Annotated in this window: 15 protein-coding genes; 13 read left to right on the plus strand and 2 right to left on the minus strand. The window is 71.6% G+C overall.

All coding sequences use genetic code 11. The annotated features are described in order from the left end of the window. The first annotated feature begins 11 nt into the window (after nucleotides 1–11). The 11 genes from gltA (at nucleotide 12) to KA711_08890 (ending at nucleotide 11,673) form a co-directional block, all read left to right on the plus strand. Complete coding sequence (gene gltA / locus KA711_08840) at nucleotides 12–1,322, plus strand: citrate (Si)-synthase (protein MCM0609091.1); 1,311 nt, start codon at nucleotides 12–14, stop codon at nucleotides 1,320–1,322. 107 nt (nucleotides 1,323–1,429) lie between these two features. Then, nucleotides 1,430–2,476 carry a tRNA dihydrouridine synthase DusB gene (gene dusB / locus KA711_08845; GenBank protein MCM0609092.1) on the plus strand — a complete coding sequence of 349 codons (1,047 nt, stop codon included), beginning with the start codon at nucleotides 1,430–1,432 and terminating at the stop codon, nucleotides 2,474–2,476. Next, the gene (locus KA711_08850) at nucleotides 2,473–2,712 is read left to right on the plus strand and encodes a Fis family transcriptional regulator (protein ID MCM0609093.1); all 240 of its coding nucleotides are present in this window, start codon (nucleotides 2,473–2,475) and stop codon (nucleotides 2,710–2,712) included. The genes dusB and KA711_08850 overlap by 4 nt, the downstream gene beginning before the upstream one ends. Further along, entirely contained in the window at nucleotides 2,709–4,286 is a 1,578-nt protein-coding gene (gene purH, locus KA711_08855) for a bifunctional phosphoribosylaminoimidazolecarboxamide formyltransferase/IMP cyclohydrolase (GenBank protein MCM0609094.1), read from the plus strand. Before KA711_08850 ends, purH begins: the two co-directional genes overlap by 4 nt. Nucleotides 4,287–4,322: 36 nt before the next feature. Then, entirely contained in the window at nucleotides 4,323–4,955 is a 633-nt protein-coding gene (locus KA711_08860) for a 1-acyl-sn-glycerol-3-phosphate acyltransferase (GenBank protein ID MCM0609095.1), read from the plus strand. A 12-nt stretch (nucleotides 4,956–4,967) separates the two neighbouring features. Continuing rightward, nucleotides 4,968–5,945 carry a phosphatidate cytidylyltransferase gene (locus KA711_08865; GenBank protein MCM0609096.1) on the plus strand — a complete coding sequence of 326 codons (978 nt, stop codon included), beginning with the start codon at nucleotides 4,968–4,970 and terminating at the stop codon, nucleotides 5,943–5,945. A gap of 118 nt (nucleotides 5,946–6,063) precedes the next feature. Continuing rightward, on the plus strand, nucleotides 6,064–6,612 hold the full coding sequence (gene ruvC / locus KA711_08870) for a crossover junction endodeoxyribonuclease RuvC (GenBank protein ID MCM0609097.1): 549 nt from the start codon (nucleotides 6,064–6,066) through the stop codon (nucleotides 6,610–6,612). A 526-nt stretch (nucleotides 6,613–7,138) separates the two neighbouring features. After that, on the plus strand, nucleotides 7,139–7,825 hold the full coding sequence (locus KA711_08875; GenBank protein ID MCM0609098.1) for a CsgG/HfaB family protein: 687 nt from the start codon (nucleotides 7,139–7,141) through the stop codon (nucleotides 7,823–7,825). Then, complete coding sequence (locus tag KA711_08880) at nucleotides 7,825–8,241, plus strand: DUF4810 domain-containing protein (protein ID MCM0609099.1); 417 nt, start codon at nucleotides 7,825–7,827, stop codon at nucleotides 8,239–8,241. The genes KA711_08875 and KA711_08880 overlap by 1 nt, the downstream gene beginning before the upstream one ends. A 23-nt stretch (nucleotides 8,242–8,264) precedes the next feature. Continuing rightward, nucleotides 8,265–8,921, plus strand: coding sequence for a DUF799 family lipoprotein (locus KA711_08885; GenBank protein ID MCM0609100.1), 657 nt, complete (start codon nucleotides 8,265–8,267; stop codon nucleotides 8,919–8,921). 472 nt (nucleotides 8,922–9,393) lie between these two features. Beyond that, the gene (locus KA711_08890) at nucleotides 9,394–11,673 is read left to right on the plus strand and encodes a patatin-like phospholipase family protein (GenBank protein MCM0609101.1); all 2,280 of its coding nucleotides are present in this window, start codon (nucleotides 9,394–9,396) and stop codon (nucleotides 11,671–11,673) included. Here KA711_08890 and KA711_08895 read toward each other — a convergent pair whose 3' ends face one another. Together KA711_08895 and KA711_08900 are read right to left on the minus strand one after the other, a co-directional pair. Further along, complete coding sequence (locus KA711_08895) at nucleotides 11,674–12,774, minus strand: M14 family metallopeptidase (protein MCM0609102.1); 1,101 nt, start codon at nucleotides 12,772–12,774, stop codon at nucleotides 11,674–11,676. Then, nucleotides 12,771–13,961 (minus strand): amidohydrolase, encoded by a 1,191-nt coding sequence (locus KA711_08900; GenBank protein ID MCM0609103.1) that lies wholly within the window; start codon nucleotides 13,959–13,961, stop codon nucleotides 12,771–12,773. Before KA711_08900 ends, KA711_08895 begins: the two co-directional genes overlap by 4 nt. A 73-nt stretch (nucleotides 13,962–14,034) precedes the next feature. On the opposite strand from KA711_08900, the gene KA711_08905 reads away from it, so the two are divergent. Together KA711_08905 and KA711_08910 are read left to right on the plus strand one after the other, a co-directional pair. Next, nucleotides 14,035–16,116 carry a molybdopterin oxidoreductase family protein gene (locus tag KA711_08905; protein ID MCM0609104.1) on the plus strand — a complete coding sequence of 694 codons (2,082 nt, stop codon included), beginning with the start codon at nucleotides 14,035–14,037 and terminating at the stop codon, nucleotides 16,114–16,116. Next, nucleotides 16,085–17,203, plus strand: coding sequence for an aminopeptidase (locus tag KA711_08910; GenBank protein MCM0609105.1), 1,119 nt, complete (start codon nucleotides 16,085–16,087; stop codon nucleotides 17,201–17,203). The genes KA711_08905 and KA711_08910 overlap by 32 nt, the downstream gene beginning before the upstream one ends. The last annotated feature ends 1 nt before the right edge of the window (nucleotide 17,204 follow it).

Raw genomic sequence — 17,204 nt, forward strand, 5'->3', positions numbered from 1 at the left:
AGGCCCCACCGATGACCCCCTCCGACGTGAAAGCCACGCTCTCGTTCAGCGACGGCAGCCCGAGCATGGAACTGCCCCTGTACAAGGGCAGCATCGGCCCGGACGTGATCGACATCCGCAAGCTCTACGCGCAGACCGGCAAGTTCACCTATGACCCCGGCTTCCTGAGCACGGCCTCGTGCAACAGCACCATCACCTACATCGACGGCGACAAGGGCGAGTTGCTGTACCGCGGCTACCCCATCGAGCAGCTGGCCACGCACTGCGACTTCCTCGAGGTCTGCCACCTGCTGCTCAATGGCGAGCTGCCCAACCAGGCCGAGCGCGACAGCTTCGTCAAGACCATCACCTACCACACGATGGTCAACGAGCAGATGCAGTTCTTCCTGCGCGGCTTCCGGCGCGACGCGCACCCGATGGCCGTGATGACGGGCCTGGTCGGCGCGCTCTCGGCCTTCTATCACGACAGCACCGACGTCCATAACGCGCAGCACCGCACCATCGCCGCGCACCGGCTGATCGCCAAGATGCCCACGCTGGTGGCCATGGCCTACAAGTATGGCGTCGGCCAGCCTTTCATCTACCCGAAGAACGACCTCAGCTACAGCGCGAACTTCATGCGCATGATGTTCGCCACGCCCTGCGAGGACTACGTGCCGAACCCGGTGCTGGTGCGCGCCATCGACCGCATCTTCATCCTGCACGCCGACCACGAGCAGAACGCCAGCACGTCCACCGTGCGCCTGTGCGGCAGCTCGGGCACCAACCCGTTCGCGGCGATCGCGGCCGGTGTGGCCTGCCTTTGGGGCCCGGCGCACGGCGGCGCCAACGAGGCCGCGCTGACGATGCTCAAGGACATCCAGCGCCAGGGCGGCGTCGAGAAGATCGGCGAGTTCATCAAGCAGGTCAAGGACAAGAACTCCAACGTCAAGCTGATGGGTTTCGGCCACCGGGTCTACAAGAACTACGACCCACGCGCCAAGCTCATGCGCGAAACCTGCCACGAGGTGCTGCAGGCCACCGGCCTGCACGACGACCCGCTGTTCAAGCTGGCGATGACGCTGGAGAAGATCGCGCTGGAGGACGACTACTTCGTCAGCCGCAAGCTCTACCCGAACGTCGACTTCTACTCGGGCATCGTGCAGAGCGCTTTGGGCATCCCGGTCAGCCTGTTCACCGCCATCTTCGCGCTGGCACGCACCGTGGGCTGGATCGCGCAGCTCAACGAGATGATCGGCGACCCCGAGTACAAGATCGGCCGCCCGCGCCAGCTTTTCGTGGGCTCCCCGGCACGCGACGTCAAGCCGATTTCCGCGCGCTGAGCAGGCCCGCACCCATCCCGGAAGGGCCGCCTGCGGGCGGCCTTGTCTTTGGCACTCCGGGGCTATACTCGCGCCTCATTTTTGAGCAGCCCGACGTGCTGAAACCGCTGCGCCTCGGCGCGTTCATCCTGCCGAACAACCTGTTCGTGGCGCCGATGGCCGGCGTGACGGACCGGCCCTTCCGAACGCTGTGCCGCCGCCTCGGCGCGGGCCATGCGGTCAGCGAGATGGTGACGAGCCGGCGCGAACTGTGGAACTCGCTGAAGACCTCGCGCCGCGCCGACCACGCCGGCGAGCCCGGGCCCATCGCCGTGCAGATCGCGGGCGTGGAGCCCGCCGAGATGGCCGACGCGGCGCGCTACAACATCGACCGCGGCGCGCAGATCATCGACATCAACATGGGCTGCCCGGCCAAGAAGGTGTGCAAGGTCTGGGCGGGCTCGGCGCTGATGCAGGACGAGCGCCTGGCCATCGCCATCGTCGAGGCCGTGGTGGCCGCCTGCGCGCCGCGCGGCGTGCCCGTGACGCTGAAGATGCGCACCGGCTGGTGCGCCGCCGCGAAGAACGCGCCGGTGCTGGCCCGCGCGGCGCAGGACGCCGGCATCGCGCTGCTCACGGTGCACGGCCGCACGCGCGAGCAGGGCTACGGCGGCACGGCGGAGCACGAGACCGTGGCCGCCATCAAGGCCGCGCTGCGCATCCCGGTGGTGGCCAATGGGGACATCGCCAGCCCCGAGCGCGCCGCCGAAGTGCTGCGTGCCACGGGCTGTGACGCCGTGATGATCGGCCGCGCGGCGCAGGGGCGGCCGTGGATCTTCGGCGACATCGCGCACTTCCTCGCCCACGGCACGCACCGCCCGCCACCCCGGGTGGCCGAGGTGCGCGGCTGGCTGCTCGAACACCTCGACGACCACTTCCGCCTGTACGGCGAGTTCAGCGGCGTGCGCAGTGCGCGCAAGCACATCGGCTGGGCCGTGGGCAGCCTGCCGGGCGGCGAGACCTTCCGCCAGCACATCAACACCCTGGATGATGCGCGGGCGCAGCACGATGCCGTGGCCGCGTTTTTCGACACGCTGGCCGCCACGCGCGAGCGCCTTCCGCTGCCGGTGAGGCCGGCAGCCAACGACGACGACACCGAGGCCCTGGCCGCATGAGCCGAAAGGCCATCGACGCCTGCGTGCGCGACAGCGTCGAGCAGTACCTTGCCGACCTGCGCGGCGCCGAGCCCGGCGATCTGCACCGCCTGTTCATGGCCGCTGCCGAGAGGCCGCTGCTCGAGGTGGTGATGCGCCATGCCGAAGGCAACCAGAGCAGGGCTGCACAGTGGCTCGGCATCAACCGCAACACGCTGCGGCGCAAGCTGCTCGACCACAAGCTCATCAAGCCATGAAGACCGCGCTTCTCTCGGTGTCCGACAAAACCGGCATCGTCGACTTCGCCCGCGCGCTGGCCGCGCAGGGTGTGCGGCTTCTGTCCACGGGAGGTACAGCGCGCCTGCTGGCCGATGCCGGCCTGGCCGTCACCGAGGTGGCCGAGGTGACCGGATTTCCCGAGATGCTCGACGGCCGCGTCAAGACCCTGCACCCGCGCATTCACGGCGGCCTGCTGGCGCGGCGCGACGTGCCGGCGCACATGGCCGCGCTGCAGCAACACGGCATCGGCACCATCGACCTGCTGGTCGTGAACCTCTACCCCTTCGCGCAGGCCACGGCGCGCGCCGACTGCACGCTGGACGACGCCATCGAGAACATCGACATCGGCGGCCCGGCCATGCTGCGCGCCGCGGCGAAGAACTGGGACGGTGTGGCCGTGGTCATCGACCCGGCCGACTACGCGCAGGTGCTGGCCGAGCTGTCCGACGGCGGCATGCGGCGCAGCACCCGCTTCATGCTGGCGAAGAAGGTGTTCGCGCACACGGCGGCCTACGACGGCATGATCGCCAACTACCTGGGTTCGGTGGCCCCGGGCGCCGAGGACGTGGGTCATGCCGTGCCGGCGCGCGAGGCCTGGCCCGCGGTGTGGACGGCGCAGTTCGTGAAGGCGCAGGACATGCGCTACGGCGAGAACCCGCACCAGAGCGCCGCCTTCTATCGCGAGGCCAGCCCGCCACCGGGCACACTCGCCGGCTACCGGCAGCGGCAGGGCAAGGCCCTGAGCTACAACAACATCGCCGACGCCGACGCCGCCTGGGAGTGCGTGCGCAGCTTCGACCTGCCGGCCTGCGTGATCGTGAAACACGCCAACCCCTGCGGCGTGGCCGTGGGCGCCACGCTGGCCGAGGCCTATCAGAAGGCCTGGCAGACCGACCCCACCTCGGCCTTCGGCGGCATCATCGCGTTCAACCGCCCGCTCGACGAGGCCACGGCCCGCCAGATCGGCGACAACAAGCAGTTCGTCGAGGTCATGATCGCGCCGTCCGTCACGCCCGAAGCCGCGGCCGTGCTGGCGCCCAAGCAGAACCTGCGCGTGCTCGAAGTGGCCGCCGGCAATGGCGCCAATGCCATCGACAGCAAGCGCATCGGCGGCGGTCTGCTGCTGCAGTCGCCGGACAACAAGAACGTCGCCGTGGCGGAGTTGCGCGTGGTCACGAAGCGGGCGCCCACGCTGCAGCAGATGGACGACCTGATGTTCGCCTGGAAGGTGGCCAAGTTCGTGAAGAGCAACGCCATCGTGTTCTGCGGGGGTGGCATGACCCTGGGCGTGGGCGCGGGGCAGATGAGCCGGCTCGACAGCGCCCGCATCGCGCGCGTGAAGGCGGGCGCCGCCGGGCTCAGCCTGGCGGGCTCGGCGGTGGCCAGCGACGCCTTCTTTCCGTTTCGCGACGGCCTGGACGTGGTCATCGACGAGGGCGCGGTCTGCATCATCCAGCCCGGCGGCAGCCTGCGCGATGACGAGGTCATCGCGGCGGCCGACGAGCGTGGCGTGGCCATGGTCTTCACCGGCACGCGGCACTTCCGGCACTGATGCGGCCTTGCATCGGCCGGGGATAGCATCCGGCGCATGTCGCTCGCGTCCATCACCGGTGCGTTGCTGGCCTTCATCGCCCGACTCGTCACCGGCGCGCAAGGCCACTGGAAGGGCTGCCCGCCCATGGCCGAGCAGCGCATCTACTTCGCCAACCACCAAAGCCACCTCGACTGGGTGCTGATCTGGGCGGCGCTCCCGCACGAGCTGCGCACGCGCACGCGGCCGATCGCGGCACGCGACTACTGGGCCGGCAGCCCCTTTCGCCGTTGGCTCACGACCGAGGTGTTCCACGCCGTCTACGTCGATCGCTCGCGCAGCGCCAACCCCGATCAGGATCCGCTGGAGCCGCTGGTGGCGGCGCTCGAGCAGGGCGACTCGCTGGTGATCTTCCCGGAGGGCACGCGCAGCGCCAAGGGCGAGCCCATGCCCTTCAAGAGCGGCCTGTATCACCTGGCGCAGCAGTTCCCGGGCGTGCAGTTGGTGCCGGCGTGGATCGACAACGTGCAGCGCGTCATGCCCAAGGGCGAGGTCGTGCCGGTGCCGGTGCTGTGCACGGTGACCTTCGGCGCGCCGCTGCGTCTGGAGGAGGGCGAGGACAAGCGCGTGTTCCTGGAGCGCGCGCGCGAAGCCGTGATCGCGCAGCGGCCAGCGGGCAGTGGGGGCTGAGTGATCGAGGCCCTGGGCACTCTGCGCCGCCTGGATACCGACCAGCAGGTGGGCCTGCTGTTCGTGGTGCTGTTCGGGCTGCTGTTGCTGCTGAGCGCGGTGATCGTGGCCCTCACCTGGCGCGAGAGCGGCGAGGAGTCCACCGAGGACGCGCGCGAGCGCCGTCGCAACTTGCGCCGCGACCTGCGGGCGCTCTGGGTGGGCGCGCTGGTGTTCTGGGCAGCCTGGGCGAGCGGGCCGCTGGGCGCCACCACCGCCTTGGGCGTGATCTCGTTTCTGGCGCTGCGCGAGTTCATCACGCTGGTGCACACGCGCCGCGGTGACCACCGCAGCCTGCTGCTGGCCTTCTTTGTGGCGCTGCCACTGCAGTATGTGCTGGTGGGCACGCGGGCCTTCGACCTGTTCACCGTGTTCGTGCCGGTCTACGTCTTCCTGGCCATCCCGGTGGCCGGTGCGCTGGCCGGCGACCCCGGGCGCTTCCTGGAGCGCAACGCCAAGATCCAGTGGGGCATCATGGTCTGCGTCTACGGCCTGAGCCACGCGCCGGCACTCTTGCTGCTGGACCTGCCCGGCTACGCCGGGCGCGGGGCCTTCCTGCTGTTCTTCCTGGTCGTGGTCACGGCCGCGGCGCAGCTGGCGCAGGAGACGGCCAGTCGTCGCCTGCGCCGCCGCCCGGTGGCGCGGCAGATCGACCGCAGCTTCTCGTGGCGCGCCTTCGGCCTGGGCCTGGCGGCTGCGGCGCTGGTGGGTGCGGCGCTGTTCTGGATCACACCCACCGGGCCCTGGCAGGCGGCGACGATGGCGCTGGTGGCCGCGGGCTGCGGCTCGCTGGGCGAGCTGGTGATGCGGGCGCTGAAGAAGGACGCGGGCGTGCGCTACTGGGGCAACCGCAGTTCGGTCACCGGTGCCGTGGGCCTGCTGGACCGCGTGGCGCCGCTGTGCTTCGCGGCCCCTGTGTTCTTCCACTTCGTGCGCTGGTATCTGGTCTAGCGGATGCGCATCCTCGGCATCGATCCCGGCCTGCAGCGGACCGGCTTGGGTTCCGGCCCGGCGCTGGCGCGCCTTCACGCCGGCTGCGCCGGCATGAGCCTTCACTGAAGCCGGTCCGATGCGCATCCTCGGCATCGATCCCGGCCTGCAGCGGACCGGCTTTGGCATCGTCGATGCTGAAGGGCAGCGTCTGCACTACGTGGCCAGCGGCACCATCGCCACCGCGGAGGCGCCGCGCGGCGACTTGCCGGCGCGGCTGAAGATCATCTTCGACGGCATCGGCGAGGTCGTGCGCCGCTACACGCCCGACAGCGCCGTGGTGGAGATCGTCTTCGTCAACGTCAACCCGCAGAGCACGCTGCTGCTGGGTCAGGCGCGCGGCGCCGCGCTGGCGGCGCTGGTGAGTGCCGGCCTGCCGGTGGCCGAGTACACCGCGCTGCAGATGAAGAAGTCGGTGGTCGGCCACGGGCTGGCGGCCAAGGCCCAGGTCCAGGCCATGGTGCAGCGGCTCCTTGTGCTGCCCGGTCTGCCCGGCCCCGACGCCGCCGACGCGCTGGGCCTTGCCATCACGCACGCCCATGCCGGCGCGCACCTGGTGGCGATGCAGGCCCATGCGCCGCTGCCGCGTGGCCGGCGCGGCGCCTTCCGCGCCGGGCGGACGCTCTGAAGGCCAGGGCGGAGCCGGTGCGTCGATGCAGTGGGCAGCGTGCAGCCCCTCGATCTCCGGCATCGGGATGCCCAGGAGAGCCGCAGTGGGCCGCAGCGTCCCGACCCGGCGGATGGCGTCGATGCCGTCTTCGGCTCGGCCCACCCGGTGCGAACCTGGCCACAGCCGCCGCAGGATGTCCTCAAGCTGCGCCAGCAGCGGCGCCTCGTCGTCGGCATCCGGCGTCACCAAAGCGCGGCCCAGAGTCACTTGCAGCTCTCCGACAACCGGGCAACTTCGTAGTCCTGTCATTCGACCGACGACGCCGGAAACGCTTTTTTGGCTCCTGCCGCGCGCCTCTTTCCGCCCCGTCTCGGGTTCGCGCCGACGGCTGGCGCGCTCGTGCCGAACGGCCGGCCTTCGACGCCGGAGTCGTGTCGTCCGGTCCGCGCTGGTGCACAGTCTGTCCCTAGGAGCGTGCCGCATGCCGCTCCGTGTCCGCAAGGCATCCACATCCCTACAACCTTCTTGATCGAGAGCCTGCCCTATGAACACCCACCGCATCGCCGCAGCCGTGCTGCTGGTCGCCGGCCTCTCTTCGGGCTGCGCGACCACCGAGACCTCGCGCGCCGTTGAACCTGCGCGCACTGCTGCGGCGGCCACGCCGGCGCCGGCCCAGGCCGGCCCGCGCGCCCCCATCGCGGTGGGCAACTTCGACAACCGGTCCAGCTTCGGCCGTGGCATCTTCTCGGACGGCGGCGACCGTCTGGGCTCGCAGAGCAAGACCATCCTCGTGGCCCACCTGCAGCAGAGCAACCGCTTCAGCGTGCTCGACCGCGAGAACCTCGCCGAGGCCCGCCAGGAGGCGGCACTGCGCCAGGCGCCGCAGGCCATCCGGGGCGCCGACTTCCTCGTCACCGGCTCGGTCAGCGAGTTCGGCCGCAAGGAGGTGGGCGACCGTGCGCTGTTTGGCCTGCTGGGCCGCGGCAAGACGCAGGTGGCCTACGCCAAGGTCACGCTGAACATCGTCAACCCGCTGACGTCCGAAGTGGTTTACTCGGTGCAGGGGGGCGGCGAGTACACGTTGTCGGAACGCGAGATTCTCGGTTTCGGCAGCACCGCCAGCTACGACGCCACGCTCAACGGCAAGGTGCTCGATCTGGCCATCCGCGAGGCCGTGGACCGGCTGGTGGCTGGCCTGGACGGCGGCGCCTGGAAGCCGGCGCGGCCCTGATGAGCCCGCAGCAAGCCGTAGGCGCCCCGATGCGTAGGCTGGGCGGTGGCGCGCTGCTGGCGCTGGCGGCTGTGCTGGGAGCGCCTGGCGCCAGCGCGCGGCCGATGTTGTACGAGTGGGGCGCCTACCCGGCGGCGCTGGCGACGCAGCTGCGCGAAGCCGGCGGCGACGCCGCGCGGCAGGCCGCGCTGCTCGAGCAGCAGCTGCAGCGAACCGCCGCCAAGGGGCGCGCCGTGCCGCCGGGGCTGCACGCGCACCTGGCACTGCTGCACGCGCAGCTGGGCAACGATGCCCGGGCCGTCGAGCACCTGCGGGCCGAGAAGGAGCTGTACCCGGAGTCGGCCCGGTACATGGACTTCCTGCTGGCCAACGCGCGGCAGCAGCCGGGCGCCCCGACGCCGGAGGCCCCGAAGTGAGCCCGGCGCTGCGCAGGGCCGCGATGCTGCTGGCGGTGGTGCTGGCCGCGCTGCTGGGCGGCTGCGCCGCCGTGGACAAGGCTCCGGCCGATCCCTGGCCGGCACTGCGCGAGGCGCGGCCGGCCTCTGTGCTGGTGTTGCCGCCGGTGAATGACAGCCCCGACGTGCAGGCTCCCGGCAGCGTGATGGCGCAGACGGTGCTGCCGCTGGCCGAGCGGGGCTACTACGTGTTCCCGGTGGCGTTGAGCAACGAGACGCTGCGCCTCAACGGCGTGCAGACGCCGAAAGACGCCCAAGACATCAGCCCCCAGAGGCTGCGGGAGGTGTTCGGGGCCGATGCGGCGCTGTACCTGCGGGTGCGCGCCTACGGTTCGGTGTATCGCGTCATCAGCGCCGACTCGGTGACGGCGGTGGATGCGCGGCTGGTGGACCTGCGCGATGGTCGCACCCTCTGGACCGGCAGCGCCAGCGCCAGCAGTGCCGAGCAGCGTGGCAGCCTGTCGGGCGGTCTGTCGAGCCTCTTGCTGCAGGCCATCGTCGAGCAGGTGGCGTCGAGCCTCAGCGACCGCAACCACGCGGTCGCGGGTGTGGCGATGAGCCGGCTGCTGGCCAGTCCCTCGCCGCGCGGGCTGCCGCCCGGGCCCCGGGCCTCGCCTTCGCGGTCGGGCGCCCGCCCTTGAATCGCCCTGCCCCTGCTGCGGCCCGAAGCACGGTCTGCGCTTGTCGCGGCGGCCCGCCCTGGACGATTCGAGACTGCGCGTCTCTCGGGCCGGCCGGCTCAGCCGGTGGCCGACCCGCGGCCGACGGGGTTCGTCCCCAGGATCTTCATGCCGGACTCTGGCCGCGCGCTGGCGCGACCGCCGGCTGTTGACGGCGGCTGTGAAAACGGACTGTCCAGATGCGTCGATGCGTGGCGCGCAGCCTCGCCCGCCCGGCGGCGGCGGCGAAGCTGAACGGCAAGGGATCCGGGGCCTTGCCCTGCGCTCCGTTTGTGGCAGTCTTGCGCCATGCCGAGGCCGCGAACCTGCCCGAACCCCGGAGGAGTGAACGCATGAGTGCCGATCGTTCCTGTGGCCCGTCGATCTGCCATCCGACGCCGCTGGCGCGCGCGATTGTGTTGCGCCGGTGCCGGCCGATCCGTGGCGCGCTCCAATGGGGCCGCCGCTTCGGCGAGCGACGCTCCGAGGCTGTTCTTGGGCAAGTGGCCGCCCTGGCCCCGCGCGAGATGCGCCGCGCCCCCATCGGCTTCTTGCAGTGAGGCTCGCGGCCGCGGCGGCGGCTCTCCTGCTGGCCCTGGCGCCGCTGGCCCTGGCCGCAGACCCGGCGCCGCGCATCGGCCTGGTGCTCGGCGGCGGCGGTGCGCGCGGGGCGGCGCACATCGGCGTGCTCGAGGAACTTGAGCGCCTGCGCGTGCCCGTGCATTGCGTGGCCGGCACCAGCATGGGTGCGCTGGTGGCCGGCGCCTGGGTGGCCGGCCGCAGCCCGGCCGAGATGCGCGCCGCCCTGCAGGCCGCCGACTGGAAGGAGATGTTCCTCGACGGCGCTGGCGATGCCGATCTCGACCTGCGGGCGCGCCGCCTGCGCCAGCGCTTCCTGCCGGGCAGCGAGACGGGCATCGTCGACGGCAGCGCCGTCACGCCGCCGGCCCTGTTGCAGGGCCAGCGCATCAAGTTCTTCCTCAACGCGCTGGTGCGCGCCGAGACGGGCGAGCCGCTGATCGAGCGGCTGCCGTTGCCGCTGTCCATCATCGCCACCGACATCGGCACCGGCGAGCGCGTCGTCATGCGCGACGGCCCGCTGACCGAGGCCATGCGCGCCAGCATGGCCGTGCCGGGTCTGCTCGCGCCGTTCACCTGGCGCGGGCGCAAGCTGGTGGACGGTGGCCTCGTGGACAACGTGCCCGTGCGCGAGCTGCGCGAGCGCTGTGGCGCCGACGTGGTGATCGCCGTCAACGTCGGTTCGCCGCCGCTGCCGGCCGACGCCATCTCAGGCGTGCTCAGCATCACGGCGCAGATGGTGGCGCTGCTGACCGAGCAGAACGTGGGCGCCTCGCTGGCCCAGCTCACGCCGCGCGACGTACTCATCCGCCCCGAGCTGGGCGACATCACCGCGGCCGACTTCGCGCGCCACGCCGAGGCGGCCGAACGCGGCCGCGCCGCCGTGCGCATGCACGAGACGGCGCTGGCCGCGCTGTCGGTGGACGAGCGCGCCTGGGCGGCGTGGCGGCGCGGTGCCCACGTGCGCGAGCGCGACGTGCCGCGCGTCGACGCCATCGAGGTGGTGGGCCTCGAGCGCGTGGCCCCGGAGGTGCTGCTGCGCCACGTGCGGCAGCGTACCGGCTCGCCGCTGGATGCCGACGAGCTGGCTGCCGACCTGCAGCGGGCCTACGGCGACGGCCACTACGAGCGCCTGGACTACACCGTGCGCCGGGAGGGTGCCCGCACCGTGCTGCGCCTGCTGCCGGTGGAGAAGACCTGGGGTCCGGACTACCTGCGCCTGGGCTTGCAGTTGCAGAGCACGCTCAACCAGGGCTCGACCTACCAGCTGCGCGCGGCACTGCAACGCACCTGGCTCAACGCCTTGGGTGCGGATCTGCTGCTGGCGGCCGAGCTCGGCAGCGTCACGGGCATCAAGCTTGAGTTCACGCAGCCGCTGCTGGCCTCGCAGCGCGTGGTCGTCGACGCGGTGGCCGAGTACCGTCGCGAGCGCAGCGACTATTTCTTTCTCGAGCAGCGCATCGCCGAGTACCGGAGCGTCCAGAAGCGGCTGGAGCTCGGGCTGGGACTGAACCTGATGCGCCTGGGTGGACTCCGCGTCGCCGGCTGGACCGGGCAGTCCGCGCGCACGCTGGAGACCGGTATCGACCTGTTCGCGGCCCTGCCCAGCCCCGACTCCACGGGCTGGGTGCTGGAGCTGGACTTCGACCGGCTCGACCGTCTGTACTTCGCCCGCAGCGGCTGGGCGCTGCGGGCCCGTTGGCTGGCCGATGAGCGCAACGGCTGGCGCCGCGCCCACGCCGAGGGCCGCGCCGCCGCGCCCTGGGGCAACTGGGTGTTCGCCGGCCGCGCCAGCTGGACGGCGTCCACCGAAGGCATGCTGCCGCTTCCGGAAGCGGCGCGCCTGGGCGGCTTCCTCAACCTCACGGGTTTCGCCGCGGGGCAGCTCATCGGCGACCATGTGGCCTATGGCCACGTGCGCGCCGAGCGCATCATCGGCCGCCTGCCGCTGGGGCTGCGTGGCGACATGCGCCTGGGCCTGGCGCTGGAGGCCGGCCGCGTGGGCGAGCCCTACACGCGCCAGAAGCGCGACGGCCTGCTGCGCGGCGCCGCGCTGTACCTGGGCGGCGAGACGCCGCTGGGCGCGGTCTACGTGGGCTTGGGGCGGGCCAGCGGTGGCGCCTACAACGCCTACCTGTTCCTGGGCACGCCCTGATCAGGCCGCCAGGCCGGCCACGGCCTGGCGGGCCGCGGCGAGGCCCTGCTCGACGATGGCCTGCTTCCAGGCCGGGGTGTCGGTGTAGAAGGCGTCGCGAAAGCGGCGCTTGATGGCCGTGCGCGTGGCGGCGTCGGCCTGCGGATGCAGCTCGAGCCACTGCTCGGCGCGCAGGCACAGGATGACCTCGTCGGTGGGCTCGGTGCCGTACTCCAGGGCCATGGGCGTGATCTCGGCCTGCGGGCAGTCGCGGTAGGCCAGTTCGGTGAGCAGGCCCTGCAGCCGGGCGCTGCTCGACGAGCCGTCATACATGGAGGTGACCTCGGCGCCCCACCACGCGCGGGCGCGTGCGATGGCCGCGGCGTCGTCAGGGCCGGCCCAGATCATCTCGCCGTGGCCCTGCGGACCGAGGCCCGTGTGCAGGTCGATCCAGCCCAGGCGCGTGCAGCGCGTGGCGTGCTCGCGCAGCACGGCGGCGAAGCTGCGCGCGCTCCAGGTGGGCGCCGTGCCGCCGAAGAACAGGCCCTGGGGGTGGCGGTACTGCCCGCCCGAGACAGCCGCCTGCAGGGCCTTGGGCCCGTGCGCCGCTGCGTAGGCGGCCAGCACGGCCTCGTTCTCGGGCGCGGGTGGCCAGGTGGCGGGAACGGCCGCCGCCGCGATGGTGTCGTAGGCCGGGTTGGCGGGCAGCTCGGTGAGCGTGGCGTAGTCCAGGCCGTTGCGATTGAGGTCGACGTTCTCGTGCGTGACGCGCCGCCACCACGAGAAGCCGTAGGGATTGAGCGCGTGCACGTAGAGCACCGCCACGCCGGCCGCGCGGGCGGCCGCGGCGAAGCCGGCATCGGCCAGCAGCGCACCCTGCACGCCCGAGCCGCAGTAGCCCTCCACGCCGTGGCAGCCGCTGCTCACGAGCAGCACACGTTCGGCAACCAGCGCGCCGGCCCGGGCCACGTCCATGGCCAGCGGCTCGCCGTCGCGCCCCTTCAGCGGGTGCTCGTGGCTCTGCACCGCCAGGCCCGCGGCGGCGCAAGCGCGCAGGAACCCTGCGCGCGCCTCGCTGTAGCTCTGTGCGAAGAAGCCGGTCGCGTCCACGGCGCCGCTCATTTCGGCGCCAGCCAGGCTTCGGCCAGCTTCACCCAGCAACTCGCGCCCACCGGGATCAACTCGTCGTTGAAGTCGTAGCTCGGGTTGTGCAGCATGCAGGGGCCGAGGCCGTGCCCGCCCTCGCGGTGGGTGCCGTCGCCGTTGCCGAAGGTGAAGTAGCAGCCGGGCTTGGCCTGCAGGAAGAAGCTGAAGTCTTCCGCGCCCATGGTCGGCTCGAAGGGCACGACCTTGGCCTCGCCCACCACCTGCGCCAGCGTGCGGCGCACGAACTCCGTCTCGGCGGCGTGATTGACCGTAGGGGGGTACACGCGCGTGAACTCGAACTCGCAGGTGGCGCCGAAGGTGGCGGCCAGCCCGGTGGCGATCTCACGCATGCGGGTCTCGATCAGGTCGAGCACCTCGATGCTGAAGGTGCGCACGGTGCCGCGGATCTCGGCCGAGTCGGGCACCACGTTGATGGCCTCGCCGGTGTGGATCATCGTGGCGCTGATCACGCCGGGGTCGATGGGCTTCTTGTTTCGCGTGAGGATGGTCTGCCAGGCCATCACCATCTGGCAGGCCACGAGCACCGGGTCCACGCCCAGGTGCGGCAGCGCGGCGTGGCTGCCCTTGCCGCGGATGACGGCCCGGAAGCCGTTGCTCGAGGCCATCATCGCGCCCGGGTTCACGCCCACCATGCCCACGGGCATGCCGGGCCAGTTGTGCGCGCCGAACACGGCTTCCATCGGGAACTTCTCGAAGAGGCCGTCCTTGATCATCTCGCGCGCGCCGCCGCCGCCTTCCTCGGCCGGCTGGAAGATCAGGTAGACGGTGCCGTCGAAGTGGCGGTGCCTGCTGAGGTGCTTGGCCGCGGCCAGCAGCATCGCGGTGTGGCCATCGTGACCGCAGGCGTGCATCTTGCCGGGATGCTTGCTGGCGTGTGGGAAGTGGTTGTGCTCGGTCATCGGCAGCGCATCGATGTCGGCGCGCAGACCCACGGCGCGCGGGCTGGTGCCGTTCTTCACGATGCCCACCACGCCCGTCTTGCCCAGCCCGCGGTGGACGGGGATGCCCCAGTCGGTGAGGGCCTTGGCGATGACGTCGGCGGTCCGCTCCTCCTGGAAGCACAGCTCCGGGTGGGCGTGGATGTCGCGGCGGATGCGCGCGATCTCGGCCGCGTCGGCCAGGATGGGTTCGAGCAGATTCATGGCAGGCCCGTCGGTCGAATAGTCGGCCATCTTAGCCATGCGGCAGCCCGGGGCGCGGGCGGATAATCCCGCCATGGACGAGAGCGCAAGCGCCCACGAGGCCAGCCGCACCGTGCAGGCCGTGTGCCCGCACGACTGCCCCGACACCTGCGCCTTGCACGTCAGCGTGGCTGGCGCGCCGGGCGCGGAGCGCGTGGTGCGCGTTGCCGGTGACCCGAAGCACCCGCCCACGCACGGCGTGCTTTGCACCAAGGTCAGTCGTTACGCAGAACGCACCTACAGCGCGCAGCGGCTGCTCACGCCGCTCAAGCGCTCGGGCCCCAAGGGGCCTTCGGGCGCAGGCAGCTTCCAGGCCATCGGCTGGGACGAGGCGCTCGACACCATCGCAGCCCGTCTGAGGGCCATCGCTGCGCGCGAGCCCGAGGCCATCCTGCCCTACAGCTACGCCGGCACCATGGGCCTGGTGCAGGGTGACGGCATGGCGGCGCGTTTCTTCCACCGCCTGGGCGCCAGCCTGCTGGACCGCACCATCTGCGCCAACGCCGGCGGCGAGGCGCTGGCCGCCACCTACGGCGGCAAGCTGGGCATGCGGGTGGAGCAGTTCGTCCACAGCAAGCTCATCCTGATCTGGGGCAGCAACCCGATCACGAGCAGCGTGCATTTCTGGACCTTCGCGCAGCAGGCCAAGCGCGCGGGTGCCAAGCTGGTGTGCATCGACCCGCGCCGCACCGAAACAGCCGAGAAGTGCCACCAGCACATCGCCCTGCTGCCGGGCACCGACGGCGCGCTGGCGCTGGGCCTCATGCACGAGCTGGTGATGAACGGCTGGCTCGACCACGATTACATCGCCCGCCATGTCGACGGCTGGGAGAAGCTGCGCGACAAGGCCCTGGCCTGGCCGCCCGAGCGCACGGCCGCGGTGTGCGGCATCACCGCCGACGAGGTGCGCGGCCTGGCGCGCGACTACGCGCAGACGAAGCCCGCCGCCATTCGCCTGAACTACGGCATGCAGCGCGTGCGCGGCGGCGGCAATGCCGTGCGGCTGGTGGCGATGCTGCCCTGCCTGGTGGGCGCCTGGCGCCACCCGGCTGGCGGGATGCTGCTCAGTGCCAGCGGCAGTTTCCGCGGTGCCCGGCGCGATGCGTGGCTGCAGCGGCCCGATCTTCTCGGCCCGCGGCACCCCCGCACCATCAACATGAGCACCATCGGCGACGCACTCACCCACCCGGGGGGCGGCGGCTTCGGCCCGCGCATCGAGGCCGTCGTCGTCTACAACAGCAATCCCGTGGCCGTGGCGCCCGACAGCCGCAAGGTGGTGCAGGGCTTTGCGCGGGAGGACCTCTTCACCGTCGTGCTGGAGCACTTCCAGACGGACACCGCCGATCACGCCGACCTCGTGCTGCCCGCCACCACGCAGCTGGAGCACTGGGATGCCCACTCGGCCTACGGCCACACCTACGCCATGCTCAACCGCCCGGCCGTGCCGCCGCTGGGGCAGGCGCTGAGCAACGCCGAGATCTTCCGCCGTCTGGCTGCGCGCATGGGCTTCGACGAGCCGTGTTTTGCAGACAGCGACGAGGCCATGGCGTTGGGTGCCTTCGATGCCGCCGTGGTCGACGTGGACGAGCTGCGCGCGCGCGGCTTCAGCCGCCTGAAGCTGCCCGAAGCACCGTTTGCCGAGGGTGGTTTTGCCACGCCGTCGGGCAAGGTGGTGGTCGACGCCCCCGGCCTGGGCGTGCCCGACTTCGTGCCCAACTACGAAAGTGCGCAGTCGGCGCCCGAGCTGGCCGCGCGCTATCCCCTGGCGATGATCTCGCCGCCGGCGCGGCATTTCCTCAACAGCAGCTTCGTCAACGTCGAGAGCCTGCGCGCCGCCGAAAAGGAGCCCCGTCTGGAGATCCACCCCGACGACGCCGTGGCGCGCGGCATCGCGCAGGGTGCGACCGTGCGCGTGTTCAACGACCGTGGCAGCTACGTCTGCAAGGCCGACCTCAACGGCGCCGCGCGGCCCGGCGTCGTCAACGGGCTGGGCATCTGGTGGCGCAAGATGGGCCTGAACGGCACCAACGTCAACGAGCTCACGCACCAGCGCCTCACCGACATCGGCCGTGCGCCGGCCTTCTATGACTGCCTCGTCGAGGTCGAAGCCTGTTGAGCGGCGGAGGCGCCTGGTGAGGCTGGGTCTGCTGGGCGCGCTGGCCGTGGGTACGCTGGCGCTGATGCTGGGCGGCTGCGGCACGATCGGCTACTACGCGCAGGCCGTGGGCGGCCACATGGACCTGATGCAGCGCGCCCGCCCGGTGCCCGAGGTGCTGGCCGACCCGGCCACGCCCGCGCCGCTGCGCGAGCGGCTCGCGCTGAGCCAGCGCATGCGCGACTTCGCCGTGGCCGAGCTCAAGCTGCCCGAGGGCCCGAGCTACCGCCGCTACGCCGACCTGGGCCGCAACGCCGTGGTCTGGAACGTGGTGGCCGCGCCCGAGCTGAGCCTGCAGCTCAAGACCTGGTGCTTTCCGGTGGTGGGCTGCGTGGGCTACCGCGGCTACTACACGCAGGCCCGCGCCGAGGCGCTGGCCGCCGAGCTGCGCGAACAGGGCCATGAGGTCATGGTGTACGGCGTGCCGGCCTACAGCACGCTGGGCAAGCTCGAGTGGATGGGCGGCGACCCGCTGCTCAATACGTTTGTGAGCGGCTCCGAGGCCGACCTGGCGCGGCTGATCTTCCACGAGCTCACGCACCAGGTGGTCTACGTCGACGACGACACCACCTTCAACGAGAGCTACGCCACGGCGGTGGAGCGCATCGGCGGCCGGTTGTGGATGGAGCGCTTCGCCACGCCCGAGGCGCGCGCGGCCGACGCGCTGCGTCAGGCGCGCGCCGCGGCCTTCCGCGCCTTCGTGCGGCCCTGGCGCGCCGAGCTCGACGCGCTGTACCGCAGCGGCCAGCCTCCCGGGGCCCTGCGCGCCGCCAAGGCCGAGGTGATGGCGCGCGGGCGCCGCGCCTACGAGGTGCTCAAGGCCGACCCGGCCAGTCCGCTCGCGGGTTTTGCCGGCTACGACGGTTGGTTCGCGCGCGCCAACAATGCCTCCTTCGCGGTGATGGGGGCGTACAACGACCTCGTGGCCGGCTTCGAGCGCCTGCACGAGGCCTCGGGCCGCGACTTCGCGCGCTTCCACGCCGAGGTGCGTGCCCTGGCCGCGCTGCCGCGGGCGGAGCGCCGAGCCAGGCTCGGCGCGGCGCCCTGAT

The sequence above is a fragment of the Ideonella sp. WA131b genome (assembly GCA_023657425.1).
Classification (GTDB): Bacteria; Pseudomonadota; Gammaproteobacteria; order Burkholderiales; family Burkholderiaceae_C; genus Rubrivivax.